This window comes from Butyricicoccus porcorum, from assembly GCF_051246315.1.
Classification (GTDB): Bacteria; Bacillota; Clostridia; order Oscillospirales; family Butyricicoccaceae; genus Butyricicoccus_A; species Butyricicoccus_A porcorum.
The window spans coordinates 1,150,038-1,176,458 of record NZ_CP178353.1; the positions used below are offsets into that span (position 1 = coordinate 1,150,038).

Consider the following 26,421-nt stretch of genomic DNA (forward strand, 5'->3'; position numbering starts at 1 on the left):
AATAGATTTGTTTCAGACTCCTCGGACAGGCGATGACAAAAGCCAGGGGTGGCTTTTGAAGTACCTATGAAATCATTTTTTTGTGAAGGAGGGAAGTATCGTGCCAAGAAGAGGATTTGTTCCCAAGAGAGAAGTTCTTCCGGATCCGCTCTACGGCTCCCAGCTCGTTACCAAGCTGATCAACTCGATCATGCTCGACGGTAAGAAGGGCGTAGCCCAGAAGGTTGTTTACGGTGCTTTTGACATCGTGAAGGAGAAGACTGGCCGCGATCCGTTAGAAGTATTTACTGAGGCAATGGATAACATTATGCCGTCTCTGGAAGTTAAGGCTCGCCGTGTCGGCGGTGCTACGTACCAGGTTCCGATGGAAGTTCGCCCGGAGAGACGCCAGACCCTGGGTCTGCGCTGGATCACCAAATACTCCCGTGCCCGTTCTGAGAGAACGATGGCTGAGAGACTCGCAGGCGAAATCATGGACGCAGTGAACAACCTGGGCGGTGCCGTTAAGAAGCGTGAAGACACCCATAAGATGGCAGAGGCTAACAAGGCGTTTGCACATTACAGATTCTAATCTGGTCTGTATTGGGTAGCTTTACGAAAGGAGAACACTATGCCCAGAGAGTTTACACTGGAAAAAACCAGAAATATTGGTATCATGGCGCATATCGACGCCGGCAAGACGACGACCACCGAGCGTATCCTGTTCTATACGGGCCGTACGCATAAGATCGGTGAGACGCACGAAGGCGCCGCTGTCATGGACTGGATGGCTCAGGAGCAGGAGCGCGGTATCACCATTACGTCCGCTGCTACCACCTGCCACTGGAAGGGCCATCGTATCAATATCATCGACACCCCGGGTCACGTTGACTTTACCGTAGAAGTACAGCGTTCCCTGCGTGTCCTCGACGGCTCTGTTTGCGTATTCTGCGCAAAGGGCGGCGTCGAGCCGCAGTCTGAGACCGTTTGGCATCAGGCTGACGACTACAAGGTTCCGCGTATGGCATTCGTCAACAAGATGGATATCATGGGCGCAAACTTCTACAACGTAGTTGAAATGATGAAGGATCGTCTGAAGTGTAAGCCGGTTCCGATTCAGCTGCCGATTGGTTCCGAGAGCGATTTTGTCGGCATCATCGACCTGATGACGATGCGCGCAGAGGTTTACTATGATGACCTCGGCAAGGACGTCCGCGATGAGGACATCCCGGCTGACATGCTCGACAAGGCGCAGGAGTACCACGACGCCATGGTTGAGTCCATCACGGAGACCGACGACGATCTGATGATGAAGTACCTGGAGGGCGAAGAGATTACCGTTGAGGAGCTCAAGGCCGCACTCCGCAAGGCAACCATCGCCAACGAGCTTGTACCGGTACTCTGCGGTACCGCTTACCGCAATAAGGGCGTTCAGATGCTGCTGGATGCTGTTATTGATTACATGCCGGCTCCGATCGACATTCCGCCGATCAAGGGTATCAACCCGGATACCGGCGAGGAGGACGAGCGTCCGTCCGATGACGAGGCTCCGTTCTCTGCACTGGCGTTTAAGATTGCCACCGACCCGTTCGTTGGCCGTCTGTCCTTCATCCGCGTATACTCCGGTACCGTTGACGCAGGCACCTCTGTCCTCAACGCAACCAAGGACAAGCGCGAGAGACTGGGCCGTCTGTTGCTGATGCATGCAAACCACCGCGAGGATATCACCAAGGTATACTCCGGCGACATTGCCGCAGCTGTAGGCTTCAAGAACACCACCACCGGTGACACGCTGTGCGACGAAAAGCACCCGATCATCCTGGAGTCCATGAACTTCCCGGAGCCGGTTATCCGTGTTGCCATCGAGCCGAAGACCAAGGCCGGTCAGGAGAAGATGGGCATCGCGCTGGCAAAGCTGGCAGAAGAAGACCCGACCTTCAAGACCTACACCGACGAGGAAACCGGTCAGACCATCATCGCAGGCATGGGCGAGCTCCATCTGGAGATCATCGTCGACCGTCTGCTGCGTGAGTTCAAGGTTGAGGCGAACGTAGGCAAGCCGCAGGTAGCCTACAAGGAGACCATCCGCAAGTCTGCTGACGTTGAGTGCAAGTACGCACGTCAGTCCGGTGGTAAGGGCCAGTATGGTCATGTTAAGATCATCCTCGAGCCGAACGAGCCGGGCAAGGGCTACGAATTCATCAACAAGGTTGTCGGCGGTGCGATTCCGAAGGAATACATCGAGCCGGTTAACCAGGGTATCCAGGGCGCTATGCAGAACGGCGTACTGGCAGGCTACCCGGTTGTTGACTGTAAGGTTACCCTGTATGATGGCTCCTATCATGAAGTCGACTCCTCTGAAATGGCGTTTAAGATTGCCGGTTCTATGGCATTCAAGGATGCAATGAAGAAGGCTGACCCGGTTCTGACCGAGCCGATCATGCAGGTCGACGTTATGGTTCCGGAGGAATACATGGGCGACGTTATCGGCGACCTGAACTCCCGCCGTGGCCAGATTCAGGGCATGGAGCCGCGTGGTGCTGTACAGGCAATTTCCGCAGCAGTTCCGCTGTCCGAAATGTTCGGTTACGCGACCGACCTTCGTTCCCGCTCCCAGGGCCGCGGCCAGTATGTCATGCAGCCGAGCCACTACGCGGAGATCCCGAAGTCCATTCAGGAGAAGATCATCGCAGGCCGCAACAAGCAGGGCTAATCCCAAAGGTTATGCTTGCTTTTTTGCAGGCATTAAGATACAATAAGTCTGTAATGACTATGTCCCTATCATACAAAGGAGGATAACAACAATGGCAAAGGAAAAGTACGTAAGAGACCTGCCTCATGTTAACATTGGCACCATCGGCCATGTCGACCACGGCAAGACCACCCTTACCGCTGCAATCACCAAGGTTCTCGCTCTGGAAGGCGAAGCTGAGGTTATGAAGTATGATGAGATCGATAAGGCTCCGGAAGAGAAGGAGCGTGGCATCACCATCAACACCGCTCACGTCGAGTACAAGACCAAGAATCGTCACTACGCACACGTTGACTGCCCGGGCCATGCCGACTACGTTAAGAACATGATCACCGGCGCTGCTCAGATGGACGGTGCAATCCTGGTCGTTTCTTCCGCTGACGGCCCGATGCCGCAGACCCGTGAGCACATCCTGCTGGCTCGCCAGGTAGGCGTTCCGTACATCGTTGTCTTCATGAACAAGGTTGACCAGGTAGACGACGAGGAGCTGCTGGATCTCGTAGAGATGGAAATCCGTGAGCTGCTGAGCGACTACGAGTTCCCGGGCGACGACATTCCGATCATCCGCGGCACCGCTCTGGGCGTTCTGGAGTGCGAGTCCACCGATCCGAATGCACCGGAGTACGCTTGCATCCATGAGCTGATGGACGCTGTCGACGAATACATTCCGACCCCGGAGCGTAAGTCTGACCTGCCGTTCCTGATGCCGGTCGAGGACGTATTCTCCATCACCGGTCGTGGTACCGTTGCTACCGGCCGTGTAGAGCGTGGCCAGATCAAGATGGGCGAAGAAGTTGAAATCGTCGGCCTGATGGACGCTCCGCGCAAGACCGTTGTTACCGGTATCGAGATGTTCCGCAAGCTGCTCGACTACGCTGAAGCTGGCGACAACATCGGCACCCTGCTGCGTGGTATCCAGAAGAACGAGGTCGAGCGTGGCCAGGTTATCGCTAAGCCGGGCTCCATTCATCCGCATACCAAGTTCAAGGGCCAGGTATACGTTCTGAAGAAGGAAGAAGGCGGTCGTCATACTCCGTTCTTCAACAACTACCGTCCGCAGTTCTACTTCCGTACCACCGACGTTACCGGTGTTATCTCCCTGCCGGAAGGCGTTGAGATGTGCATGCCGGGCGATAACGTCGACATGGACGTTGCGCTGATTACCCCGATCGCTATCGAGAAGGGTCTGCGTTTCGCTATCCGTGAGGGCGGCAGAACCGTTGGTTCCGGCGTCGTTACCGAGATCTACGAATAATTGATCGTATCTCTTTGAGATAACGCACATTTTGTCCCGTCCGGGTTCATCCGGGCGGGACTTTTTGCGTGTTCCGTGCTATAATAGGAGGGCAGAAATTTTGACGGAGGACAGGACTATGGACAACGAGCTGCAAAGCATCAGCGGCACGGTGGATGCGGTGATTTATCAGAATGAAGACAACGGATACGCCGTCATCCGCGTGGTCACAGACAACGGCGAGGAGGTGACGGCGGTCGGCACACTGCCGCAGATCTGCCTCGGCGAGGAACTGATGCTGACCGGGCACTGGGTCACCCATGCCGCCTATGGCGAGCAGTTCCAGACGGAATATTTTGAACGCCGCATGCCGGCTACCGTCAAGGGCATTGCGGACTATCTGTCCTCCGGTATTGTCAAAGGCATCGGCCCGAAGCTCGCGCGCAAGATTGCCGACTGTTTTGGTGAGGAAACATTTGAGGTCATGGCGAACGAACCGGAACGCCTGACCTGTATCAGCGGCATCACAGCGCGCAAAGCGGAGGCGATCGGTGAACAGTTCCGTCATCAGACATCCATGCGCCGCCTGATGGAATTCCTGATGGAGAACGAGCTTCCACCGCAGCTGGCGGCGCGGCTGTATAAGCGATATAAAGAATCTGCCATCGAGCACATCATGGAAAACCCGTATCTGCTGTGCAATGAAGAATTTGAAGTGGATTTCACGGCAGCGGATACACTGGCACTGTCACAGGGCATGGCGCTGGACAGCCCGGAACGGCTGAAGGCGGGAATCCTGTATACGCTCCGGTTCAACCTGACCAATGGGCATACCTTTATTCCAAAAAACAAGCTGCTTGCGACGTCCAGCCGGTTGTTGCAGGATGAGGACGGCTTTGAGCCGGAGGCAGAGCTGCTGGACGATGCATTTGCACAGCTGGAGGACACCGGGAATCTGGTGTGTGAACACATCTGTCGCCGCGATGCAGTTTATCTGGAGCCGATGCATGAGGCAGAGGTTTTTGTCGCGGATTATCTCGCCGAGCTGTCTGATTCGGAATATGAATATGAGTTTGATGTGGGTGAGCTGCTGGACTCGCTGGAGGAAAACAGTGCAATTACCTATGCGCCGCGGCAGCGGCAGGCAATTGAATGGGCGGCGCGGTATGGCCTTGTCATCCTGACCGGCGGCCCGGGCACCGGTAAGACGACGACGGTGCGCGGTATGCTGGAATTTTTCGATGCTGTCGGACTGGAGACTGTGCTCGCCGCGCCAACCGGGCGTGCGGCAAAGCGGCTGAGTGAGCTGTGTGGGCGCGAGGCGAAGACCATCCACCGCCTGCTTGAAGCAGGCTACCGTGGTGCCGACCCGCATGCGGCGTTTGCACGCAACAAAGAAAATCCATTGGAATGCGACGTTGTCATTCTGGACGAGGTGTCGATGATCGACATTGTGCTGATGCAGGCGCTGCTCGAAGCGCTGCGGCCGGAAACGCGTCTGATATTGGTGGGCGATGCCGACCAGCTGCCGCCGGTCGGCCCGGGCAATTTCCTGCGCGACTGTATTGGCTCGGAGCGCATTCATACCATCGAGCTGGATGAGATTTTTCGTCAGGCACAGCAGAGCGCCATTGTACGCAATGCGCACGCGATCAATCACGGAGAAATGCCGGTCAGCGGTGGACGTGACGGCGATTTCTTCATTATGAAGCAGCGCAGTGCGGACGATGTCATGGCGACAGTGGTGGAACTGTGCCGCAAACGCCTGCCGGATTATTATGGGTTTACACCCGATCAGATTCAGGTGCTGACGCCGTCGCGCCGACAGGCGGCGGGTACACACCAGCTCAACAGCCTGTTACAGAAGGCACTCAATCCACAGGAGCCTGGCAAGCCGGAAAAACGCTATGGTGATACGGTGTTTCGGCTCGGTGACCGCGTCATGCAGGTGCGCAACAATTATGACATCGTGTGGGAAAAGCAGGATGACCCGGATGAGGTCGGTTCCGGCATGTTCAATGGCGATGTGGGGCGCATCGTCGGCATTTCACTGTCGGAGGAGAGCATGCTCATCCAGTTCGACGACAAGCTGGCGCATTATTCGTTTGACATGCTCAGCGAGTTGGAGCTGGCGTATGCGATGACTGTGCACAAGTCGCAGGGCAGTGAATTTGACGCGGTCATTGTCGCACTGCCCAACGGCATCGGCAGGCGGCTGCTCACACGCAACATCCTGTACACGGCGATTACACGCGCAAAGAAGCTGCTGGTGCTTGTCGGAGACCCGGCGGTGACAGAGACCATGGTCAATACAAACACGCGCAACCGACGCTACAGCGCGCTGCGCGCACGGCTCATCCGCAGTGCAAAGGAGCCGGAACAACTGGGACTGGATGAAGAATGAGGGCGCTGACACTGTTGTACCCGCCGAAGTGTATGGTGTGCGGGGAACGGATTTCAGAGGAACAGCATGGGCTGTGCCCGGACTGCCGCGCACGCATCGGACAGGATATGCGAGCACTGTACTGTTCGACGCCGCAGAATACCGATGGACTGGTCTGTGCCGCGCCGTATCAGGGACGATTCCGGCGTGCGGTTTTGGATTATAAATTTAATCAGCGATATGCATATGGCAAGCCACTCGCGGAGCTGGCCGCGCAGGCGTGGGAGCTGCATCACATGCCCCGGCCGGAGCTGGTGACCTGTGTGCCGATCAGCGCGGCACATGCACATGGGCGCGGCTTTAATCAGAGTGCAGAGTTGGCAAAATGCATTGCAGCGCAGTGGGACATACCATTTGAAGAAACTCTGCGCAGGCGGGTGCTTGCGCGTCGGCAGGTTGACCTGCGTGCAGAGGAGCGCTGGCACAATGCCCGCCGGACTTTTTTTCCGCGCAGTTCGGCGGATGTCAACGGAAAGACCGTTCTTCTGGTCGATGATATCGTGACGACGGGGGCAACGGTCAGCACATGTGCGGGCATTTTGCGGGAAATGGGTGCCGTGCACGTCTGGGCACTCGCCGTGGCGAAGACCATGCGATAAAATCAGTACATACCGACAGCGTTGCGCGAACCCTGTCGAGCAAAAAAAGCAGCATCTTGTGTATCAGTGCTGTCCAAACCGGCATATACTGTTGTGTAACCCGAAAAATGGACAGGAGGGACACAGGATGTTTGCATTTGGCATGGATTTGGGAACGTCGTCGGTGCTGCTGTACCGGCAGGGAAAGGGAATTGTCTTGCGGGAACCATCGGTGGTCGCGGTGCGCCGTAGAAGTGGACAGGTTGTCAGTGTCGGACAGAAGGCACGGGATATGCTCGGACGAACACCGGAGGATTTGCTTGCCGTACGCCCAGTGCGCGGCGGGGTCATCACGGACTGTGAAATTGCCGGAATCATGGCGCGAACCATGCTCCGACGCGCGGGCTGCGGCGGCATGTTCCGCCCCAATCTGCTCATCTGTGTCCCGCCGCTGGTGTCCGAATTGGAGGAGAGAGCGGTACTCGATGCCGGCATCCAGGCGGGCGCGTCCCGGGTCTATTTGATGGAACAGCCGGTTGCTGCGGCGGCTGGCGCGGGCATTGATCCGCACAGCCCGAAGGGCACGCTGGTTGTGGATATCGGCGGCGGGACGACGGATATTGCGGTGATTTCCATGGGCGCGGTTGTGCGTGCGGTCTCCATCCGCATTGCGGGGGACAGCTGTGACAATGCGGTACAGGCCTATCTGCGCGATGCACATAATCTGGATATCGGCCTGTCCACTGCGGAATACATCAAATGTGAGATCGGCGGCGTGCTGCCGCGCGAAGAAGAAAGCCGGCTCACCGTGCGCGGCCGGCGCGTCTCTGACGGGCTTCCCGCCTGTGTAACCGTCCAGTCGGGGGAGCTGGTCTCTGTCCTGCATGAGCAGGCGGAACAGATTCTCGCCGCCATCTGTGGGTTGATTGAGCTTACGCCGCCGGAGCTGGTCGGAGACCTGACGGAAACCGGATTGGTGCTGGCAGGCGGCGGGTCCAGGCTGTACGGCATTGGCAGCTATCTGTCGCAGGAGTTGGGGCTGGAGGCGCATACTTCTGATGACCCGGAGGCGTGTGTGGTCGAAGGGACAAGCCGGGTGCTGGGAAGGCTGAAAAACTGCAAAGAGGGAACCATCAATATTGCGCGCCGCAGGCAGGGGATCGTGTGATTCCCTGCCTGTTTTGTCTGAGATCGCGGCAGCAAAAAAGACCGCCTGCAATCAACCGATTGCAGGCGGTCTGCGATATGTTTGCACTTATTCTTTCTGCGCGATGTCGATGTATTCGAGAATCATATCGACAACCTTGCTGACACCGAGTACGCCGGAATCCAGGCACATGTCATAATTGGCGGCATTGCCCCAGATCTGACCGGTGTAGAAATTATAGTACGCGGAGCGCTGCTTGTCCAGCTTTTCCAGCGTTTCCTTGGTCGCTTCGGGAACCTTGGGGTCATCCTTGGCGTGCTCGAGGCGTTTTTCCATCGGCGCCTTGATGAAGAAATTGTAGATTTCCGGTTCCTTGCGCAGGATATAATCGGCACAGCGTCCGACGAAGACGCACGAGCCCTTCGCGGCGAGGTCGCGGATGATATTGCGCTGGGTGACATACAGCTGGTCAGTCAGCGACAGGCCGTTGATGCCGGCGGAGCCGAACATGGTCAGCGAATATAAGAAGCTGTTGGTTGCGCGGCGGTCGAGCTGATCGAACAGATCTTCGCTGAAGCCGCTCTCCTTTGCAGCAAGGGTAATCAGGTCGCGGTCATAATAGGGGATGCCGAGACGGTTGGCCAGTTCCTGCCCGACCTCGCGGCCCTGGCTGCCATACTGGCGGCTGATGGTGATGATGGTATTGGCTTTCATGTAGACTCCCTCCGATCCTACAGGAATTTTATGCTGGATGCATTTTCTTTATTACCTGTATTTTACGGCAAAATGTGGAGAAAGTCAACAAAAAATGACCGGTAAAATGAGAATATTTTGTGAATGCTTTACAGATTACTTGTCCTCAACGATGGCAGTGCCGATCTCGTTGACATTGCCAGCACCCATGGTCAGGATCAGGTCACCCGGCTGGGCAATTTCGCGCAGGCGCGCTTCGATTTTGTCGAACGAATCGTAATATTCGGCGCCGTCCAGTGCGTCCGCGATGTCCTTCGAGCTGATGCCGAAGGTGTTCTTTTCACGTGCGGCATAGATGTCTGCGAGAATTGCCTTATCACACAGGCCGAGCGCATGGATAAACTCCGGCAGCAGGGCGACGGTGCGCGAATAGGTATGCGGTTGAAAGACGCAGATAATACGGTCGTAATCCATTTCCTGTGCGGTGCGCAGTGTCGCTTCCATTTCTGTTGGATGATGTGCATAATCGTCGACGACCATGGCACCGTTTGCCATACGACCGGTCAGTTGGAAGCGGCGGGCGGAACCGGTGAACTGGTTCAGGCCGGCAGCGGCAGCCTCCGGGTCGAGGCCGAGGAAGATACAGACGCCGCAGGAAGCCAGCGCATTGAGCATATTGTGGCGTCCCGGAACGGACAGGTCGACATGGGTGTATTTTTTGCCGTTATGCATGACATCGAAGCTGTAATAGCCATGGCGGTCGGTGATATTTTCCGGATAGACATCCGCATTCGGCGTAGAGCCGAACGTGATGCAGGTGCGGTCGATGCCCTCAACGGCCTTCCTTGCATTGGCGGAATCCGCATTGACAACCAGTGCGCCGGTTTCCGGTACGAGTTCACAGAAGCGGTGGAACGAATGGATGATGTCATCGATGTCCTTAAAGAAATCCAGGTGGTCGGCGTCTACGTTGAGCACGACGGCAACCGTCGGGTGGAAGCTGAGGAACGAATTGGTGTATTCGCACGATTCCGCAATGAAGCAGTCATGTGCGCCGATGCGCAGCGTGCCGCCGATGGCGGGCAGGTTGCTGCCGACCATAACAGTCGGGTCAATGCCGCACTGCATGCCGATGAGTGTCAGCATAGAGGTCGTGGTGGTCTTGCCATGCGTGCCGGAGACACAGATTGCGTTGCGGTAGGCCAGCATGATGGAGCCCCACGCTTGTGCGCGCTCGATGACCGGGATGCCCAGCTCATGTGCGCGTGCAATTTCCGGGTTGTCGTCGTGGACGGCGGCGGTGCGGATGACGAGGTCAGCACCTTCTACATTTTCCGGCAGATGGGCGTATGTAATCTTCACGCCAAGTGCTTCGAGCTTGTCCGTAACGGGAGACTCGGTGCGGTCGGAACCGGTGATTTTTGCGCCGAGGTGCAGCAGCAGCTCCGCCAGTGCGGACATGGAAACGCCGCCGATCCCGACGAGATGGATGGATTTATGGTCAGTCACATAGGACGTCAAAGAAAAGTCAGACATAATGACATGCCTCCCTGAATCAGCAATAGATGTTCAACAGCGCAAATGCTGTTGGAAAATTTCGGTCGGTTTAGGAAAAACCACGTATATTATATGACAAATCGTTCAGAATATAAATAGGTTCAGACAAGAAAAATGGTTACAATATGGTAAAAGGAGTACCACAAATGGAAATTACAGACATTCAGTTCCGGCATCTCAATGAGGAAGGACGCCTGCGCGCACTGGTGTCGGTGACCTTTGACCGCACGTTTGCGGTACATGACATCAAGGTGATCGACGGGCCGGAGCGGCTGTTCCTGGCCATGCCGTCGCGCCGCATGCCGGACGGGCGTTACCGGGATATTGTGCACCCGGTAGGTTCCGAAATGCGCGAAAAGCTGGAGCAGGCAGTGCTGAAGGAGTACCGCCAGACTGTCGAAAGCCGGAATGGATGACGAAAGCTGTCACAGCCGGTCGGACAAATTGGCTTTTTCCGGCTGAGATAGCGTTTGCACTTCTCTGCGGAATACGGTAGAATAGAGGGCATGAGGAGTGTGAAATAATGAAAATATTGCTGCTGACCGTTACAGCAGGCTATGGCCATCATGCCACGGCAAAGGCGCTGGCGGATCTGTTCGAGCAGAGGGGTGCAGAGACAAAGATCGTCGATGTGTATGAATATATCAGCAAGGTGGTTCGCACCGCAATTTCACAGGGATATCTGCTTTCGTCCAAATATACGCCGGAGATATATCGGCTGTTTTATACCAGGACGTCCAAGAACAGGAAAAAGCTGAACAAGATGAACATTGTGAAGATTGTCAACACGCTCGGCGCGTTTAAGTTTGAGCATTTTGTCGACAACTTCGAGCCGGATGCTATTGTATGCACGCATGTGCTTGCGGCGCATCTGGTCAGCGAGATGAAGAACCGGCACATGGTGGATGCACCGTGCATCGGTGTCGTAACGGATTACTGTATCCATCCGTACTGGGAGGATGTCGTGAACATGGAAGCGCTGGTCACGGCGAGTGAGCTGATTACACACACCGCAGTCAAGCGGGGCATTTCGGAGGAACGCATCCTGCCGCTTGGCATTCCGATTCATCCGAAATTCAACCGCTATCTTTCCAAAGAAGATGCCTGTGCCCAGTTGGGTCTCGACCCGGAGCGGCGCACGGTACTGGTCATGGGCGGCAGCATGGGCTATGGCAACAGCCGCAAGCTGGTGCGGCAAATCACAAAGCTGGGGCTGGGCTGTCAGATTCTCGCCGTCTGCGGCAACAACAAGCGCGCGTATAACCGCCTGAAGGCGTTTGCACAGGAATATGACGGCGATTGCACCATACAGGTCATGGGATTTGTGGACAACGTCGAGGTGCTCATGAGTGCGGCGGACTGCATTATTACGAAGCCCGGCGGGCTGACGGTGTCCGAGGCAATTGCCAAAGGCGTGCCGATGGTTCTGGTCAACCCGATTCCGGGACAGGAGGAACGCAATGTGGAGTTCCTGCTCAACAACGGCATGGCGTCACTGGTGACCAAGACCTTTCCGTTGGATGACGCGCTGTACCATCTGTTCCACAATCCGGTACGCCTGCGCACGGTGCGCGAATCCATCCGCGCCATCGGGCATCCGGATGCATCCGAACAGCTGGTCAATTATGTCATCGGGCTGGTAAAGCAGCGGGAATCCGGTGCCCTGCCGCAACAGGACGGCGCAGACAGCCTTCCGGATACACTGAACACAGCTACATAACCAATTCAATCGCGGGCGCACTGGAATCAGCGCGCCCGCGTTCTGCCTGCAAGGCATTTGACTTTTGACAGGGAGTGTGTTACTTTTAATATGTTGCTTTTACTGGTAAAACAGTTGCGCAGTAAAGTAGAAAAGAACAGATAAAGAGAATAGAGGTTAGTTACCCATGCCGATTACCGATTTACTGGAGAAAAACAGCAAGCTCTATGGCGACGATGTTGCACTGGTCGAGCTGAACCCGGAGATCAAGGAGATTCGCCGCGTCACGTGGAAGGAATATGACCTGATGGAGCCGACACCGGCGACCAGCTACCGCCGTGAAATCACCTGGCGCGTGTTCGATGAGAAGGCAAACCGTTTTGCCAATCTGTTGCTCAGCCGCGGCGTCAAAAAGGGCGATAAGGTCGCCATTCTGCTGATGAACTGCCTCGAGTGGCTGCCGATTTACTTCGGCGTGCTCAAGACAGGCGCGCTGGCCGTGCCGTTCAATTTCCGCTATGATACGGATGAAATCAAATACTGTGCTGAGCTGGCGGAGGTCGATGTCATTGTCTTCGGCAGCAACTTTATCGGGCGCATTGAGCCGATTGCGGATGAGCTGGGCGCGGGTCGCCTGCTGTTCTATGTCGGAGAGGGCGGCTGCCCGATGTTCGCAGAGGATTACAATTCCCTCGCGGCAAACTGCTCGAGCCAGGCGCCGCTGATTGATATCCGCGACGACGATGACGCTGCCATTTATTTCTCCTCCGGTACGACCGGCTTCCCGAAGGCGATTTTACATAACCATGAAAGCCTGATGCACTCCGCCCGTGTCGAGCAGGCGCATCACGGCCAGACCAAGGATGATGTCTTCCTGTGCATCCCGCCGCTGTATCATACGGGCGCGAAAATGCACTGGTTCGGCAGTCTGATTTCCGGCGGCAAGGCAGTCCTGCTCAAGGGCACCAAGCCGAAGTATGTGCTCGAGGCCGTGTCCAAGGAAAAGTGTACCATTGTCTGGCTGCTTGTGCCGTGGGCACAGGATATTCTGGATGCACTCGACCGCGGTGATTTTAAAATAGAGGATTACGAGCTGGATCAGTGGCGGCTGATGCACATCGGCGCACAGCCGGTTCCGCCGTCCCTCATCCGCCGCTGGAAGCAATATTTCCCGAATCATCAGTACGATACCAACTATGGCCTGAGCGAATCCATCGGTCCGGGCTGTGTTCATCTGGGTGTGGAGAATATCCACAAGGTCGGTGCCATCGGCGTACCGGGCTTTGGCTGGGAGACAAAGATTGTCGACGAACACGATCAGCCGGTGAAACAGGGCGAGGTCGGCGAGCTGTGTGTCCGCGGCCCCGGCGTTATGACATGTTATTACCGCGACCCGAAGGCGACCGCAGAGGTGTTGCGCGACGGCTGGCTGTATACCGGTGATATGGCGATGCAGGATGAGGACGGCTTTATCTTCCTCGTGGATCGCAAGAAGGATGTCATCATCAGCGGCGGCGAAAATATTTATCCCGTACAGATCGAGGACTTCCTGCGCGCATATCCGTCCATCAAGGATGTTGCAGTGATTGGTATGCCGGATCAGCGTCTGGGCGAAATTACGGCAGCCATCATCGAGATCAAGCAGGGCTTTACCTGTACGGAGGAAGAAATCCGTCAGTTCTGCAACAAGCTGCCGCGCTATAAGCGTCCGGTCAGGATCATTTTTAACGATATCCCGCGCAACCCGACGGGCAAAATCGAAAAGCCCAAGCTGCGCCAGATGTACAGCGTCGAAAACCTCGTCGCAAAGGAAAATCAGGGTTAATTTTTATCTCGCAAGCGAATGCGGCTCCTGTGTCCGGCGGTACGGAACAGGAGCTGCTTTTGATAATTCAGGGGCGGAAAACAGGGTATTCTTTGTGAAAAATCACAAAAAATAGTTTACTGTTGTGCGGCAATGTGTTAAACTATTTTTTGAAAGCGTCGTTTATTTTGCCGCCCCCGGCGCGGGGAGGTAAACAGGAAGGAGTGCCGTATGGCAAAATTGGACAACAAACAGCCGAGTCTGGCCTTGTACGAAAATATCCTCAAGCTCAAAACCGTCGAGGAGTGCCGCAGTTTTTTTGAAGACCTGTGCTCCGCGACTGAGGTGCGGGCGATGGAACAGCGCTTTGACGTAGCCGTTTTGCTCTCACAGGGCAAAATCTACAATGACATTGTCGGATGCACAGGCGCGAGCAGCGCGACCATCAGCCGGGTCAGCCGCATGCTGTCCTCCGGGACGGGTGTGCTGCGCGGCATCACCGAGCAGGTTTCCGACAGCGAATAGACAGAACGCCGTGCCGGCGGGGAATCAGATTTTCCGTCGGCATGGATAGAAAAAAGGAAGGGAATTATTTATGAAGCAGCTCATGCTGGGCAATCAGGCGGTTGCCCGCGGCCTGTATGAAGCAGGATGCAGTGTGGTTTCCAGCTATCCGGGAACGCCGAGCACCGAGGTCACAGAAGAGGCCGCAAAATATGACGAAATGTACTGCGAATGGGCACCGAATGAAAAGGTTGCCATGGAGGTTGCATTTGGCGCATGTCTGGCAGGCAAGCGCAGCTTCTGCGGCATGAAGCATGTCGGCCTGAATGTTGCCGCCGACCCGCTGTTCACCGTTTCGTATACGGGCGTCAATGCAGGTATGGTCATCGTTGTCGCGGACGACGCAGGCATGCATTCCTCGCAGAACGAGCAGGATTCGCGCCACCATGCGATTGCTTCCAAAATCCCGATGCTGGAACCGTCGGACTCCGCGGAAGCGCGTGCGTTTACCATGCGCGCGTTTGAGCTGTCCGAGCAGTTCGACACGCCGGTGATTATCAAAATGTGTACGCGCGTTGCGCATTCTCAGAGCATCGTCGAGACCGGCGAGCGCATGACGCCGCCGGAAAAGCCGTATGAAAAGAACATCGCAAAGTATGTCATGATGCCGGGCAACGCAAAGCGCCGTCATCCGCTGGTTGAGCAGCGCACCCGCGACCTGATCGCGTTCGCAGAAGACTGTGAGTTCAATCGCGTCGAGATGGGGAATACCGCGCTCGGTATCATCACCTCCAGCACATGCTATCAGTACGCGAAGGAAGTATTTGGCGACAACGCCTGCATCCTCAAGCTGGGTATGATTAACCCGCTGCCGGAGAAGCTGATTCTCGACTTCGCCGCAAAGGTGGACAAGCTGGTTGTCATCGAGGAGCTGGATCCAATTATTGAAAATCATTGCAAGCAGCTCGGCCTGACTGTCACCGGCAAGGATGTCCTGCCGATGGAGGACGAATTCTCCCAGAACCTGATTGCCGAAAAGCTCGGCGTTGCGGTACCGGAGAGCAAAAAGCTGGAGGAAACAATGCCGCCGCGTCCGCCGGTTATGTGTGCAGGATGTCCGCACCGCGGCCTGTTCTACACGCTGGCGAAAAATAAGTGCACCGTACTGGGCGACATCGGCTGTTATACGCTGGGTGCTGTGGCGCCGCTGAACGCCATGGAGATGACGCTCTGCATGGGCGCTTCGATTTCCTCCATTCATGGCTTCAACAAGGCACTTGGCAAACAAGCTGAGGGCAAGACGGTTGCTGTCATCGGCGATTCCACATTCATGCATTCCGGTATGACCGGCCTTGCCAACATCGCCTATAACCAGAGCAATTCCACCGTCATCATTCTGGACAATTCGATTACCGGCATGACCGGTCATCAGCAGAACCCGACGACAGGCTACAACATCAAGGGTGATCCGGCGGGCAAAATTGATCTCGAGGCACTGTGCCGCGCGATGGGCTTTGACCGCGTCCGTGTTGTCGATCCGTATGATCTGAAGGCTGTTGATACCGCCGTGAAGGAAGAGCTGGCAGTGGACGCGCCGTCCGTTATCATCAGCCGCCGTCCGTGCGCGCTGCTCAAATATGTCAAGCACAATCCGCCGCTGAAGGTCGACACGGATGCTTGCCGCGGCTGCCGCAGCTGCATGAAGCTGGGCTGTCCGGCGATCAGCATTAAGAACGGCAAGGCAGTGATTGACAATACCCTGTGTGTTGGCTGCGGTGTCTGTCAGCAGCTGTGCGCGTTCGATGCGCTCAAGTCCTGAGGAGGTGGCTGAATTATGACAAAGAATGTAATGATTGTCGGCGTCGGCGGTCAGGGTTCGCTGCTTGCGAGCAAGCTGCTCGGCCATCTGCTGCTGGAGCAGGGCTATGACGTCAAGGTATCCGAGGTTCACGGCATGAGCCAGCGCGGCGGCAGCGTGGTTACATATGTCCGGTTCGGCGATGCTGTCTATTCGCCGATTATCGACCGCGGCGAAGCGGATTTTATCGTTTCGTTTGAGAAGCTTGAAGCAGCCCGCTGGATGGAATACCTCAAGCCGGGCGGGCGCGTGATCGTCAATACGCAGGAAATCGATCCGATGCCGGTTATCACCGGTGCGGCGCAGTATCCGGCCGACCTGGTAGAGAAGATGCGCGCACTGGGCGCACAGGTTGACGATATGGATGCACTTTCCCTTGCTGTTCAGGCAGGCTCTCCGAAGGCGGTCAACCTTGTGCTGATGGGACGCCTGTCGCGTTATTTTGAGGATATCCCGGAGCAGGCATGGCAGGATGCCATTACCGCCTGTGTCCCGCCGAAGTTCCTGGAGCTGAACAGAAAGGCCTTTGCACTGGGACGCGCTGAATAAAATAGAATTTAAAACAATTGCTGTATTCCATTTAGATAGAGAGAGGATGATACCCATGAAGCAATATTTCCAGCCTGAAATCGAGACCATGCCGGTCGAGGAAATCAAAAAGATGCAGAGCGAACGCCTGGTCAAGCAGGTGCACCATGTCTATGAAAACGTGAAGTTCTACCGCGACAGAATGGATGCCGCAGGCGTATCGCCGGATGATATCCACGGTGTGGAAGATCTGCATAAGCTGCCGTTCATCACAAAGGACGACCTGCGCGACCAGTATCCGTACGGACTGTTGGCAGTCCCGCTGGAGGACTGTGTGCGCATTCAGTCGACCAGCGGCACGACCGGCCGCCGTGTCGTCGCATTCTATACCCAGCACGACCTCGATCTGTGGGAAGAGTGCTGTGCACGCGCCATCGTTGCAGCCGGCGGTACCAAGGAGGATGTCTGCCATGTCTCCTATGGCTATGGCCTGTTCACCGGCGGTCCCGGACTGAACGGCGGCTCGCACAAGGTCGGCTGCCTGACTCTGCCGATGTCTTCGGGCAATACCGATCGTCAGATTCAGTTTATGACCGACCTCGGCTCCACTATCCTGTGCTGCACCCCGTCGTATGCGGCATATCTGGCTGAGAGCATCAACGAGCGCGGTCTGCGCGACAAGATCAAGCTGAAGGCGGGTATCTTCGGTGCAGAGGCTTGGACAGAGGAAATGCGCCATGACATCGAGAAGAACCTCGGCATTAAGGCGTATGATATCTATGGCCTGACGGAGATTTCCGGCCCGGGCGTTTCGTTTGAATGCGAGGAGCAGGGCGGCATGCATATCAATGAAGACCATTTCATTGCAGAGGTTATCGATCCGAAAACGGGCGAAGTTCTGCCGGACGGCTCCCGCGGCGAGCTGGTATTCACCTGCATCACCAAGGAAGCATTTCCGCTGCTGCGCTACCGCACGCGCGACATTGCGATCCTGACCCGCGAGCAGTGTTCCTGCGGACGCACGTTCATCCGCATGTCCAAGCCGCTCGGCCGCAGTGATGACATGATGGTTGTCAAGGGCGTCAACGTATTCCCGTCCCAGATTGAGACCGTTCTGCTCAATGAGGGCTATCCGGCAAACTATGAACTGATTGTTGACCGTGTTCACAACAGCGATACGATTGAAGTCAAGGTTGAGATGTCGCAGGAGATGTTTGACGATCTGGAAATCACGATTGCACAGCGTGAGAAGAAGCTGGTTGCCAGCCTGAAATCCATGCTGGGCATTGGCGTCGATGTCAAGCTGGTCGCACCGAAGACCATCACCCGCAGTGAGGGCAAGGCGGTTCGCGTTATCGATAAGCGCAATCTGTACCAGAGCTGATTTAACACAAAATGTCCCGCTGTATCTCGGTACAGCAGGACAAATTTTTTCTCTGGGGAAGCCGGAGCTCTCTGCTCGTTTGCAGAGGGCTCCGGCTGTTTTTTTATTTTGCGGGAAAGGCGTCAGATGCCGAGCAGCTTTTGTGCGTTGTTTCCCAGAAGATCGGCAAGTTCCTCCTCGGAAAAGCCTGCGTTTTGGACAAACTCCAGCGTTTCCTTCTGGTCGCTCCACGGGCTGTCGGTCGCGAACAGGACGCGCTTTGTGCCGTGGCGGCGTACCAGACGGGCGAAGGCTGCGTGGTTCAGATTGTGTGATTCCTCCGGCGTGCGCGTCGTGCCCGGCGCGGCGACAATTTCACCGGTGGAAAATGCTGTATCGAAATACAGCGGCAGACCTGCCAGCTCCTGCTCGACAGCATTCCAGTCCGACCAGCCGCCCATGTGCGCGAGTACCAGCTTGTCCGGTGCGATCTCGCGCATGACATGTTGGATTTGCTGCGGCGTACAGTAGTTGTGGTGTGGAATTCCGATGTCCCAGCCTGCATGCGTCAGGACAATCAGCCCCAGCTCGGAAGCACGGTCGATGATGCGCAGAAAACGGATGTCATCAAAGTCCGTATCCTGATAAGCGGGATGGATTTTGATGCCGCGCAGTCCCATGTCCTGCACGTGTGCCAGCTCCGCACGATAGTCCGGCGTATCCGGATGCATACCGCCGAACGACAGCAGGCCGGTTTCCTGCCAATGCTCATTGGCGCGCGCGGCCGCTTCATTGAGCTTATGCACCTGTCCGGTGTTGGTCATGACCGGGAGCAGGATGGAAACATCGATGTGTGCGCGATCCATCGAACGGCGCAGCCCGTCCGTTGTGCCGTCGGTATAGGGCTTGGAACGCGACAGCTTTTGGAGCTTTTGCAGCACACCCTCCGCGATTTTGGACGGGAAGGTATGTGCATGAAAATCAATCATCATGAGATGGGTTCCTCCTCATTGGAACAGCCGGTCAGTGCGGCATCAAGCGGCGCTTTCAGCCTGCGGCTGAAGAATTTTACCACCAGTCCGGTGCAGCATGCCGCGATAATAGTGCCCTCGCGTGTGCCCTGAATTGTAAAATTGAAGAACAGCAGGGATAAAATCACTGCGAGAATGACACAGCTGATATCAAAGCCGATTTTGACATTGCCGAATTCCACATGGATGGTATCCGAGAGTGCCTTGACAAAAGCTTCCCCGGAATTCATGATGACATTCGCAATGACGGCGAGAGAAACGCCGAAGCCGAGTACAATTGTGCCGATGACAACCATCAGCAGGCGCATCGGATAGGCGTCGACGGTAAACCATGAAATCAGCCACATACCGAGGTCGGTAAACCAGCCGAACAGGAAGGACAGCGGTACCTGAAGCAGCTGAATCCACTGGAATTTCCGGCGCAGAATGACAATCTGCCCGATGATGAGCACACAGTTCCACAAAATCAGCCAGTTGCCGAGCGACAGAGAGGGAAAGCGCAGGCTGAGTACGTTGGCGACGGAGGAAATCGGTGAGACACCGAGTTCTCCCTTTTTGGTAATGGCGACGCCGAGCGCCGCGAAAAACAGGCTGATGATAAACAGCACATAGCGTTTGGTGAGTTCTTTTTTCTGCATGAATACTCCTGAATCTTTGGTGATGGGTGATAAATGAATCAAACACAGGCATACGGCAAAAAAGCGGCATACCGGATACACTCCAGTATACCACTTTTTGTACGAAAGCGTAAGAGGGCTTACATTTGCTCCAGACGGTCGATGGCGGCGCGCAGCATATCCACCGTCACTGGATATGGATAGTGCCGGATGTCGGACATCTGCATGATCTGAGGCTCAATTGCGGCGAACTGTTCGCGGGAAATTTCGATATCTGACAGCCGGACGGGCAGCCCGACCGCTTTGTTGAGCGCATAGATGGTCTGGAATTCATCCTCCTGCCCATCGCACAGCAGCGCGATCAGGATGCCAAAGCCGACGACTTCGCCGTGCAGGTGGCGCTGTTCGATGACCGGATAGGCGGTGAGCGCATAGAATACTGCATGCGCAAGGCCGCTGTTGTAATCCGGCGTGAAGTCGCGCGTCAGGAAAATGGACGCGATGCCGGTCGTCACGACAATGGCGAGTACGACCTGCTCCAGCTCATAAGAGACCATTCCCTGCTTGTGGTCAGCGAAGGCCTTTGCGCCGAAGCGAACCAGCGGGTCGCGGCACATGCGGCTGATGTTCACGCCGAGTGCCGTATAGTGCTCCAGAAGCTCGTCACGCGAGGAAATGGTCGCTTCATAGTATTTCGCATAGGTGTCACCCATGCCCGCCCACATGTACTGTGCGGGCGCCTTGGCGATGATTTCCGTATCAATAAAGGCGTGCATCGCGGGGCGGATGAAGAAATGCGGTTTTAGGAATGTGCCGTCGTCGTTGTACATGATGGAAACAGATGTACATGCGGCACAGTTGGATGCGATGGTCGGGAAGGTGAAAATCGGCTTGTCGTCTTCAATGCACAGGCATTTGCTGGTATCCAGTGCCTTGCCGCCGCCGACAGCGAACACCATGTCCGCCTGCCGGTAGACCGGCAGTGCACGCAGGCGTTCAACATTGCGGTAGGTACAGTCGTCACCGAACAGCTCCACGCCGATGATTTCCAGTTCCGTCTGTGCGACAGCTTCGCGGATTTTCTGTTCTGCTGCGGCGAGGGCTTTTTCTCCGCCGATGATAAGGACAGTCTTGCCATAGGACGAGCAGACCGGGCCGATGTTGCGGTAGATTTTATCTCCGATGGAATAGCTCGGGAGATGCAGCTCATAATTCTCCAGTTTCATTTGGCAGAAGCTCCCTTCTTACAGTGATCCGCAATAAAATGCAGGATGAACGGAATGGCGATGACAAACATGGTCGCGTAGCCGATGTACGAATAGCCGCGCTTGACCAGCGGGATTAAACCGAACTGCGCGACCGCAAAGGCGAGCAGTGTAAATGCCAGTGCGGAGAGCGTGCTGTACAGCCGGTGCTTCGAGCTGGAAACGGTATCCTGCTTTTTTTCCAGCTGGTTGACGGTGCGCGTGACAATGCCAGCAATCATGTTGACACCGGTGGATACCGCGCCGAGGATAATCAGGATGGAGATAATCGGCGTGAGAATTTTTGCACCAACACCGGTCTGTACGAGCAGCAGCATTGGAACGTCATATTCCGCCAGCTCCGGACGGAAGGCAATGGCGAGCAGTCCGACCACTGCCAGCTCCATGACAAATGCATCGACGAGGAACATGTAGATCATCGAACGGCCGACATCCTTTTCCTCTTCCAGCTTGCTGGTGTGCTGATACATCAGGCCGATGGCAGTGATCTGGAAGATTCCATAGACACAGGCAGACCACAATGCGCTTCCAAAGCTGCCGCTCTGCTGTGAGCCGACCGGGAGTGCGCCGGCTGCCATGCGCTGAACAGAGTCCGTGATCGTGTCCCACTGTGCGATGATGTTGGGCACAAGCACGAGCAGCAGTCCGACAATAATCAGGATGGACAGCACAGAGGAGCATTTGCGAACCAGTTCGGTGCCGAACAGTGTGATAACGAAGATGAAAATACCGATGACCAGCGTGCACAGCAGATAGGGCAGACCGGTCAGCTTGTTGAGCGTTGCGCCGCCGGTGGCAAAGGCGACGGCGGGCGCCATACAGATCATGACAATGTATTCGATCTCATAGAGGTTGGAGAATACAACGCGGAATTTTCCGTAAAAACTGTCGGAAAAGCTGCGGTAATCATAGGTTTTGTTGCGGAAGGCATAGCGCATGCCATACCAGTAAAACAGCGACATCAGGAACTGTGCGAGAAACGGCATGACGAGCCCCCAGATACCGTAATGAATAAAGTACTGGTAAATCTGTGCGCCTGATGCAAAGCCGCCGCCGAACTGCGTTGTGAAGCCGACGAAGGCGATGCCCCATGCAAGGGCATGTGTCCGGTTATTTTTCATGGTCTTACCTCCTGTGCGCGGCAGAAGCGGCATAAAAAAACTCCTGTCCCAAATACTGGGACAGGAGTGAATTCCTGCGGTACCACCCGGTTTGGCATAGCGCGCTATGCCCACTTCATTCCACGCGATTACGTGTATCGTTTGGTAACGGAGACGTCCTCCGTCGCCCCTACTGGGTTTCCCGTTCGGTTTGCCCTCCTGAGTCCATTCGACATGGCTGCGGGAATGCCTTGCACCAACCGGCAGTTCTCTGAATCCATTTTGCCATATGTACTCTTCTCAGTCATCGGTTTGGATGTTTGATTAACAGCTTTAGTCTAGCACAGAACAGCTGGGAAGGCAAGGGCGTTGCAGCGAAAAGGCGGAATTTTATTTGCCGAGTGCGGTTTTCTGCGGAACAACGGTGTCTTTGTTGTAGCAGGCGAAGGTTTCCTCAACCAGTTGCTGGTTGGGTGCCGGGGTAAACAGGCTGACAATCGGAACGAGAATCAGGCCTGCGATCATGGCCAGTGCGCCGCAGTTGATCGGGGACTGGAGCAGAACCGGGAAACTCGAACGGAACAGCATATTTGCTACCATCAGGACACAGCCAAAGATGAAGCTGACCCAACATGCTGCTTTCGAGGTGCGTTTCCAGTACAGACCGTACAGGAACGGCGCGAGGAAGGCACCTGCGAGTGCGCCCCACGAAATGCCCATCAGCTGTGCGATGAAGGTGACGTTGCTCTTGTACTGGATAATCGCGATAATAGCCGAAATGGCGATAAAGACAAAGATAAATGCGCGGATCCACATCAGCTGCTGCTTCTGGTTCATCTTCTTCATGAACGTACCCTTGAGGAAGTCAATGGTCAGCGTAGAGCTGGATGCCATGACAAGTGAAGACAGCGTAGACATGGATGCGGACAGCACGAGGATGACAACCAGCGCGATGAGCAGGGGGGACAGGTTGGACAGCATGGTCGGAATGACGGCGTCATAGCCGTCCGCCGCGATGTCGATCTGTTCGGAGAACAGCCGTCCGAAACCGCCGAGAAAATAACAGCCGCCGGAGACAACCAGTGCGAACAGGGTGGAAATCATGGTGCCCTTCTGGATGGCAGCCTCATCCTTGATGGCATAGAATTTCTGTACCATCTGCGGCAGACCCCAGGTGCCGAGACTGGTCAGGATGATGACACCGAGCAGATTCAGCGGGTCGGGACCGAAGAACGATGCGAAGACACCCGGCTGGGGGGATGCGGTTTCATCGGTGATTTCGGCAAGGCCGCGGACAGCTTCCATAAAGCCGCCCTTGCTCGCCAGAACTGCGGCAATGACAGCGACGATGCCGACCAGCATGATGATGCCCTGAATAAAATCGTTGATTGCGGTCGCCATATAGCCGCCCGCAATGACATAAATGGCAGTCAGAATCGCCATGAGGACGATACAGACCGTATAATCGATGTTGAATGCCATGCCGAACAGACGGGACAGACCGTTGTACAGCGAGGCGGTGTACGGAATCAGGAAAATGAAAATAATGACGGATGCGCCGACCTTGAGTGCCGGGCTGTCAAAGCGCGTGCCGAAGAATGCCGGCATGGTTGCAGAATCCAGGTGCTGCGTCATGATGCGCGTGCGGCGTCCGAGGATGACCCAGGCGAGCAGTGAGCCGATGAGCGCATTGCCAATGCCGATCCAGGTGGACGCAAGGCCATATTTCCAGCCAAACTGTCCTGCATAGCCGACAAAGATGACGGCAGAAAAATACGATGTGCCATAGGCAAAGGCGGTCAGCCACGGGCCGACCGAACGTCCGCCGAGGACAAAGCCATCGACGTCGGTTGCATGCCGGCGGCAATACAGGCCGATGCCGATCAGAACGGCGAAATAGATGATAAGTACGAGTAACTTCACAAAAAATCCTCCCTCTTTCTCTGAAACTGCCTGTCCACCTGTGCCATAAGGCTATCAAGTGTAACAGAGCAAATATACTTTAACACATAAAAGTAATGAAGTCAAGCGCAACAGCTGATTTCACGCAGACAGATACAGCAACATCTACAAAACAGCGCGTCTTTGGCGCCTCAAAAGACAGCATATTTTCGTAATAACTGCGCACAAATGTGTAATGCTTTTCCGATGAAAATATAGTACGATACCTACAGAAAGTGGTATATTGAAACAATCACTTCTGGCATCCGCAACAGGCGGGAAAATCGGATATTCAGGAGAGAAGAATATGAAAGAAGAATATGAAAAAGGTAACATTTGGCGTTGTCGGCATCGGCATGATGGGAAAAATGCATCTGACAAACCTTGTGCGCAATCCGTATGCGGAGGTGCTTGCGGTGTGTGCGCGCACGGAGAGCAAGGTAAAGGCCGTACAGGAGGAATTTCATATTCCACTCGGCTATACGAACGTCGCAGATATGGTGGCAAATCCGGACATTGACGCGATTGTTGTGGCGACCGGCGCAGATGCACACAAGGAGGCATGCCTGGCTGCCTGCCATGCAAACAAGCATGTATTCTGCGAAAAGCCGCTGGCAAAGACATTGGAAGACTGTGCGGAGATCGAACAGGCGGCGGCAGAAAATACAGGCAAGTTCTTTACGGTTGGCTTTATGCGCCGCTTTGACCCGTCTTATGCGGACGCAAAGCAAAAGATTCGGGCAGGTGTCATTGGCACGCCGATTGCATTTAAGGGCGTTTCACTCGACCCGGCTTCTGTCCTGCCGGGACATCTGGAGGGCGTTAAAAAGGGCATTTATGTTCCGTGGTTCATCGAGATGGGCAGTCATGATGCAGACCTCGCGCGCTGGTTCCTTGAAGGCGAGCCGGTGGAGTCGTATGCGACCGGTGATGCCTATGTGTGCACGGAACTCGCGGATTACAACGACTACGACAACGGCTTCTCGCTGACAAAGTTCGACAACAATACGACTGCCTTTATTCAGGTCGGCAGAACCGCAACATGCAGTCATGTTGAGAGTGAAATTGTCGGCACAAAGGGAACCATTCGCGTCAACAGTGTGCCGCGCAAAAACTATGTCTCGTCGTTCACCGAGGCAGGGTATGTCGAGGAATGCCAGGAGAGTTTCCTTGCGCGCTGGCGCGATGCGTTTGAGGCAGAGATGAATGATTTTGTCGACTGCGTGCGCACCGGGCGCAAACCGGAAGCCACCGCACACGACGGCACAATGGGCCTGAAATTCTGCTTGCAGCTGCATCAGGCGTATCTCGACGGAAAGAAGTAACCAAATATAAGAGATTGCCGTGGTCTGGAAACAGGCTGCGGCTTTTTGTATCGCACGGCGTATTTGTGGTATACTATTTGGAAGGAAGCTGTATCGGAGGGAACGATTTTGAAAAAGCTGTTGTTTGTCAATGCGTGCGTGCGGCGCGAGACCTCGCGTACCAACCGCCTGGGGCGTGCGTTTGTTGTCCGGCTGTGCCGGGAGGAACCGTATGAGGTGAAAGAGGCCATTCTGGAGGAAGAAGGGCTGCGTGGTCTGGATACCGGTTCGCTTGCCCGCCGTGACCGCCTGATCAGTGAAGGGCATCTGGAGCATGATATGTTCCGCTATGCGCGTGATTTCCGCAAGGCGGATGAAATTGTCATCGCCGCGCCGTATTGGGATATGAGCTTTCCTGCGGCGCTGAAATGCTATCTGGAGGCGGTCAGTATTGTCGGCCTGACCTTCCGGTATCAGGTGGACGGCACGCCGGAGGGATTGTGCCGCGCAAAGCGCCTCACCTATATCACGACGGCAGGCGGCTTCATCGGAGAAAATAATTTCGGATATGACTATGTCCGTGCACTGGCCGGGCTGTTCGGCATTGCGCAAACACAGGAATTCCGCGCGGAAGGGCTGGACATTGTCGGCGCGGATGCCGAAGCAATTCTGAAACAGGCAGAAGCGGAGCTGCTGGCATAACAGGGGCGCGCAGCGGAGTGAACCGCCGCGCGCCTGTTTTTATTCGGAGAGACTGCCGAGATTGATGACCGGTTTTCCCTTCTGTATGGCAGAATGAAAGGCTGTATATGCCCCTCCGCAGGTGCAGTTGACACAAGTGAGAAGCAGATCACAGTGATTTACCATCCATTGGTTTCTTTTCGTGATAGCGAAGCGTCGGGGGACGGTTTCCAGACCTTACGGGTAGAGGGATCCATCGTATATGTCGGGAATTTCTGCACTCTGCGCAGGAAGATAGGCGAGCACCAGCAGGAGACGCAGATGGGGAAATTCTGTTTGCAAG

Annotated in this window: 22 protein-coding genes and 1 other annotated feature; of the genes, 15 read left to right on the forward strand and 7 right to left on the reverse strand. The window is 55.4% G+C overall.

Features of this window, described 5'->3' with window-relative positions; translation table 11 throughout:
* Positions 1-100 precede the first annotated feature (100 nt).
* From rpsG to ACLM7Z_RS05540, 6 genes are all read left to right on the forward strand, one after another.
* Positions 101-571 (forward strand): 30S ribosomal protein S7, encoded by a 471-nt coding sequence (gene rpsG / locus ACLM7Z_RS05515; RefSeq protein ID WP_205703619.1) that lies wholly within the window; start codon positions 101-103, stop codon positions 569-571.
* 39 nt (positions 572-610) lie between these two features.
* Positions 611-2,692, forward strand: coding sequence for an elongation factor G (gene fusA / locus ACLM7Z_RS05520; protein ID WP_087018979.1), 2,082 nt, complete (start codon positions 611-613; stop codon positions 2,690-2,692).
* Between the two features lie 91 nt (positions 2,693-2,783).
* Positions 2,784-3,986, forward strand: a complete 1,203-nt coding sequence (gene tuf, locus ACLM7Z_RS05525) for an elongation factor Tu (protein WP_087018977.1) — start codon at positions 2,784-2,786, stop codon at positions 3,984-3,986.
* 100 nt (positions 3,987-4,086) lie between these two features.
* Complete coding sequence (gene recD2 / locus ACLM7Z_RS05530) at positions 4,087-6,369, forward strand: SF1B family DNA helicase RecD2 (protein ID WP_242969819.1); 2,283 nt, start codon at positions 4,087-4,089, stop codon at positions 6,367-6,369.
* Positions 6,366-7,007, forward strand: a complete 642-nt coding sequence (locus ACLM7Z_RS05535) for a ComF family protein (RefSeq protein WP_087018973.1) — start codon at positions 6,366-6,368, stop codon at positions 7,005-7,007. The genes recD2 and ACLM7Z_RS05535 overlap by 4 nt, the downstream gene beginning before the upstream one ends.
* A 127-nt stretch (positions 7,008-7,134) precedes the next feature.
* Positions 7,135-8,154 (forward strand): rod shape-determining protein, encoded by a 1,020-nt coding sequence (locus tag ACLM7Z_RS05540; RefSeq protein WP_435645668.1) that lies wholly within the window; start codon positions 7,135-7,137, stop codon positions 8,152-8,154.
* An 87-nt stretch (positions 8,155-8,241) separates the two neighbouring features.
* Here ACLM7Z_RS05540 and ACLM7Z_RS05545 read toward each other — a convergent pair whose 3' ends face one another.
* On the reverse strand, positions 8,242-8,847 hold the full coding sequence (locus ACLM7Z_RS05545; protein WP_087018969.1) for an AAA family ATPase: 606 nt from the start codon (positions 8,845-8,847) through the stop codon (positions 8,242-8,244).
* 135 nt (positions 8,848-8,982) lie between these two features.
* Complete coding sequence (gene murC / locus ACLM7Z_RS05550) at positions 8,983-10,362, reverse strand: UDP-N-acetylmuramate--L-alanine ligase (protein WP_087018967.1); 1,380 nt, start codon at positions 10,360-10,362, stop codon at positions 8,983-8,985.
* A gap of 167 nt (positions 10,363-10,529) precedes the next feature.
* On the opposite strand from murC, the gene spoVG reads away from it, so the two are divergent.
* The 7 genes from spoVG (at position 10,530) to ACLM7Z_RS05585 (ending at position 18,160) form a co-directional block, all read left to right on the forward strand.
* Complete coding sequence (gene spoVG / locus ACLM7Z_RS05555; protein ID WP_087018965.1) at positions 10,530-10,799, forward strand: septation regulator SpoVG; 270 nt, start codon at positions 10,530-10,532, stop codon at positions 10,797-10,799.
* Between the two features lie 107 nt (positions 10,800-10,906).
* Positions 10,907-12,103: an MGDG synthase family glycosyltransferase gene (locus ACLM7Z_RS05560; RefSeq protein WP_087018963.1), complete on the forward strand. Its 1,197-nt coding sequence runs from the start codon at positions 10,907-10,909 to the stop codon at positions 12,101-12,103.
* A gap of 166 nt (positions 12,104-12,269) precedes the next feature.
* Complete coding sequence (locus ACLM7Z_RS05565) at positions 12,270-13,907, forward strand: class I adenylate-forming enzyme family protein (RefSeq protein WP_087018961.1); 1,638 nt, start codon at positions 12,270-12,272, stop codon at positions 13,905-13,907.
* A gap of 210 nt (positions 13,908-14,117) precedes the next feature.
* Positions 14,118-14,411, forward strand: coding sequence for a YerC/YecD family TrpR-related protein (locus tag ACLM7Z_RS05570; protein WP_087018959.1), 294 nt, complete (start codon positions 14,118-14,120; stop codon positions 14,409-14,411).
* A gap of 70 nt (positions 14,412-14,481) precedes the next feature.
* A complete protein-coding gene (iorA, locus tag ACLM7Z_RS05575; RefSeq protein ID WP_087018957.1) occupies positions 14,482-16,209 on the forward strand; it encodes an indolepyruvate ferredoxin oxidoreductase subunit alpha in 1,728 nt (575 codons plus the stop codon).
* A 12-nt stretch (positions 16,210-16,221) separates the two neighbouring features.
* Positions 16,222-16,797: an indolepyruvate oxidoreductase subunit beta gene (locus tag ACLM7Z_RS05580; protein ID WP_205703625.1), complete on the forward strand. Its 576-nt coding sequence runs from the start codon at positions 16,222-16,224 to the stop codon at positions 16,795-16,797.
* A gap of 55 nt (positions 16,798-16,852) precedes the next feature.
* Positions 16,853-18,160: a phenylacetate--CoA ligase family protein gene (locus ACLM7Z_RS05585; RefSeq protein ID WP_087018953.1), complete on the forward strand. Its 1,308-nt coding sequence runs from the start codon at positions 16,853-16,855 to the stop codon at positions 18,158-18,160.
* Positions 18,161-18,282: 122 nt separating this feature from the next.
* On the opposite strand, the gene ACLM7Z_RS05590 is transcribed toward ACLM7Z_RS05585, so the two are convergent.
* From ACLM7Z_RS05590 to ACLM7Z_RS05610, 5 genes are all read right to left on the reverse strand, one after another.
* Positions 18,283-19,131, reverse strand: a complete 849-nt coding sequence (locus ACLM7Z_RS05590; RefSeq protein WP_242969818.1) for an amidohydrolase family protein — start codon at positions 19,129-19,131, stop codon at positions 18,283-18,285.
* Positions 19,128-19,808: a YczE/YyaS/YitT family protein gene (locus ACLM7Z_RS05595; RefSeq protein ID WP_087018951.1), complete on the reverse strand. Its 681-nt coding sequence runs from the start codon at positions 19,806-19,808 to the stop codon at positions 19,128-19,130. The genes ACLM7Z_RS05590 and ACLM7Z_RS05595 overlap by 4 nt, the downstream gene beginning before the upstream one ends.
* A 119-nt stretch (positions 19,809-19,927) precedes the next feature.
* Positions 19,928-21,013, reverse strand: a complete 1,086-nt coding sequence (locus ACLM7Z_RS05600; protein WP_205703618.1) for an iron-containing alcohol dehydrogenase family protein — start codon at positions 21,011-21,013, stop codon at positions 19,928-19,930.
* On the reverse strand, positions 21,010-22,173 hold the full coding sequence (locus ACLM7Z_RS05605; RefSeq protein WP_242969817.1) for a YkvI family membrane protein: 1,164 nt from the start codon (positions 22,171-22,173) through the stop codon (positions 21,010-21,012). Before ACLM7Z_RS05605 ends, ACLM7Z_RS05600 begins: the two co-directional genes overlap by 4 nt.
* Positions 22,174-22,226: 53 nt before the next feature.
* Positions 22,227-22,469: a binding site (T-box leader), on the reverse strand.
* A gap of 73 nt (positions 22,470-22,542) precedes the next feature.
* Positions 22,543-24,075 (reverse strand): sodium:solute symporter family protein, encoded by a 1,533-nt coding sequence (locus ACLM7Z_RS05610; RefSeq protein ID WP_087018947.1) that lies wholly within the window; start codon positions 24,073-24,075, stop codon positions 22,543-22,545.
* A 338-nt stretch (positions 24,076-24,413) separates the two neighbouring features.
* Between ACLM7Z_RS05610 and ACLM7Z_RS05615 the strand changes: the two genes are divergently transcribed.
* Both ACLM7Z_RS05615 and ACLM7Z_RS05620 read left to right on the forward strand, forming a co-directional pair.
* Positions 24,414-25,418: a Gfo/Idh/MocA family oxidoreductase gene (locus tag ACLM7Z_RS05615; protein WP_435645669.1), complete on the forward strand. Its 1,005-nt coding sequence runs from the start codon at positions 24,414-24,416 to the stop codon at positions 25,416-25,418.
* A gap of 108 nt (positions 25,419-25,526) precedes the next feature.
* Complete coding sequence (locus ACLM7Z_RS05620; RefSeq protein ID WP_435645670.1) at positions 25,527-26,099, forward strand: NAD(P)H-dependent oxidoreductase; 573 nt, start codon at positions 25,527-25,529, stop codon at positions 26,097-26,099.
* The last annotated feature ends 322 nt before the right edge of the window (positions 26,100-26,421 follow it).

Bases quoted from the DNA above. Each gene is read 5' to 3' on its own strand.
- ACLM7Z_RS05535 (WP_087018973.1), top strand. From the start codon at position 6,366: ATGAGGGCGCTGACACTGTTGTACCCGCCGAAGTGTATGGTGTGCGGG.
- ACLM7Z_RS05540 (WP_435645668.1), top strand. From the start codon at position 7,135: ATGTTTGCATTTGGCATGGATTTGGGAACGTCGTCGGTGCTGCTGTAC.
- ACLM7Z_RS05615 (WP_435645669.1), top strand. From the start codon at position 24,414: ATGAAAAAGGTAACATTTGGCGTTGTCGGCATCGGCATGATGGGAAAA.
- ACLM7Z_RS05585 (WP_087018953.1), top strand. From the start codon at position 16,853: ATGAAGCAATATTTCCAGCCTGAAATCGAGACCATGCCGGTCGAGGAA.
- ACLM7Z_RS05590 (WP_242969818.1), bottom strand. From the start codon at position 19,131: ATGATGATTGATTTTCATGCACATACCTTCCCGTCCAAAATCGCGGAG.
- ACLM7Z_RS05545 (WP_087018969.1), bottom strand. From the start codon at position 8,847: ATGAAAGCCAATACCATCATCACCATCAGCCGCCAGTATGGCAGCCAG.
- ACLM7Z_RS05560 (WP_087018963.1), top strand. From the start codon at position 10,907: ATGAAAATATTGCTGCTGACCGTTACAGCAGGCTATGGCCATCATGCC.
- spoVG (WP_087018965.1), top strand. From the start codon at position 10,530: ATGGAAATTACAGACATTCAGTTCCGGCATCTCAATGAGGAAGGACGC.
- tuf (WP_087018977.1), top strand. From the start codon at position 2,784: ATGGCAAAGGAAAAGTACGTAAGAGACCTGCCTCATGTTAACATTGGC.
- ACLM7Z_RS05600 (WP_205703618.1), bottom strand. From the start codon at position 21,013: ATGAAACTGGAGAATTATGAGCTGCATCTCCCGAGCTATTCCATCGGA.
- iorA (WP_087018957.1), top strand. From the start codon at position 14,482: ATGAAGCAGCTCATGCTGGGCAATCAGGCGGTTGCCCGCGGCCTGTAT.
- ACLM7Z_RS05565 (WP_087018961.1), top strand. From the start codon at position 12,270: ATGCCGATTACCGATTTACTGGAGAAAAACAGCAAGCTCTATGGCGAC.
- ACLM7Z_RS05595 (WP_087018951.1), bottom strand. From the start codon at position 19,808: ATGCAGAAAAAAGAACTCACCAAACGCTATGTGCTGTTTATCATCAGC.
- fusA (WP_087018979.1), top strand. From the start codon at position 611: ATGCCCAGAGAGTTTACACTGGAAAAAACCAGAAATATTGGTATCATG.
- ACLM7Z_RS05570 (WP_087018959.1), top strand. From the start codon at position 14,118: ATGGCAAAATTGGACAACAAACAGCCGAGTCTGGCCTTGTACGAAAAT.
- ACLM7Z_RS05605 (WP_242969817.1), bottom strand. From the start codon at position 22,173: ATGAAAAATAACCGGACACATGCCCTTGCATGGGGCATCGCCTTCGTC.
- murC (WP_087018967.1), bottom strand. From the start codon at position 10,362: ATGTCTGACTTTTCTTTGACGTCCTATGTGACTGACCATAAATCCATC.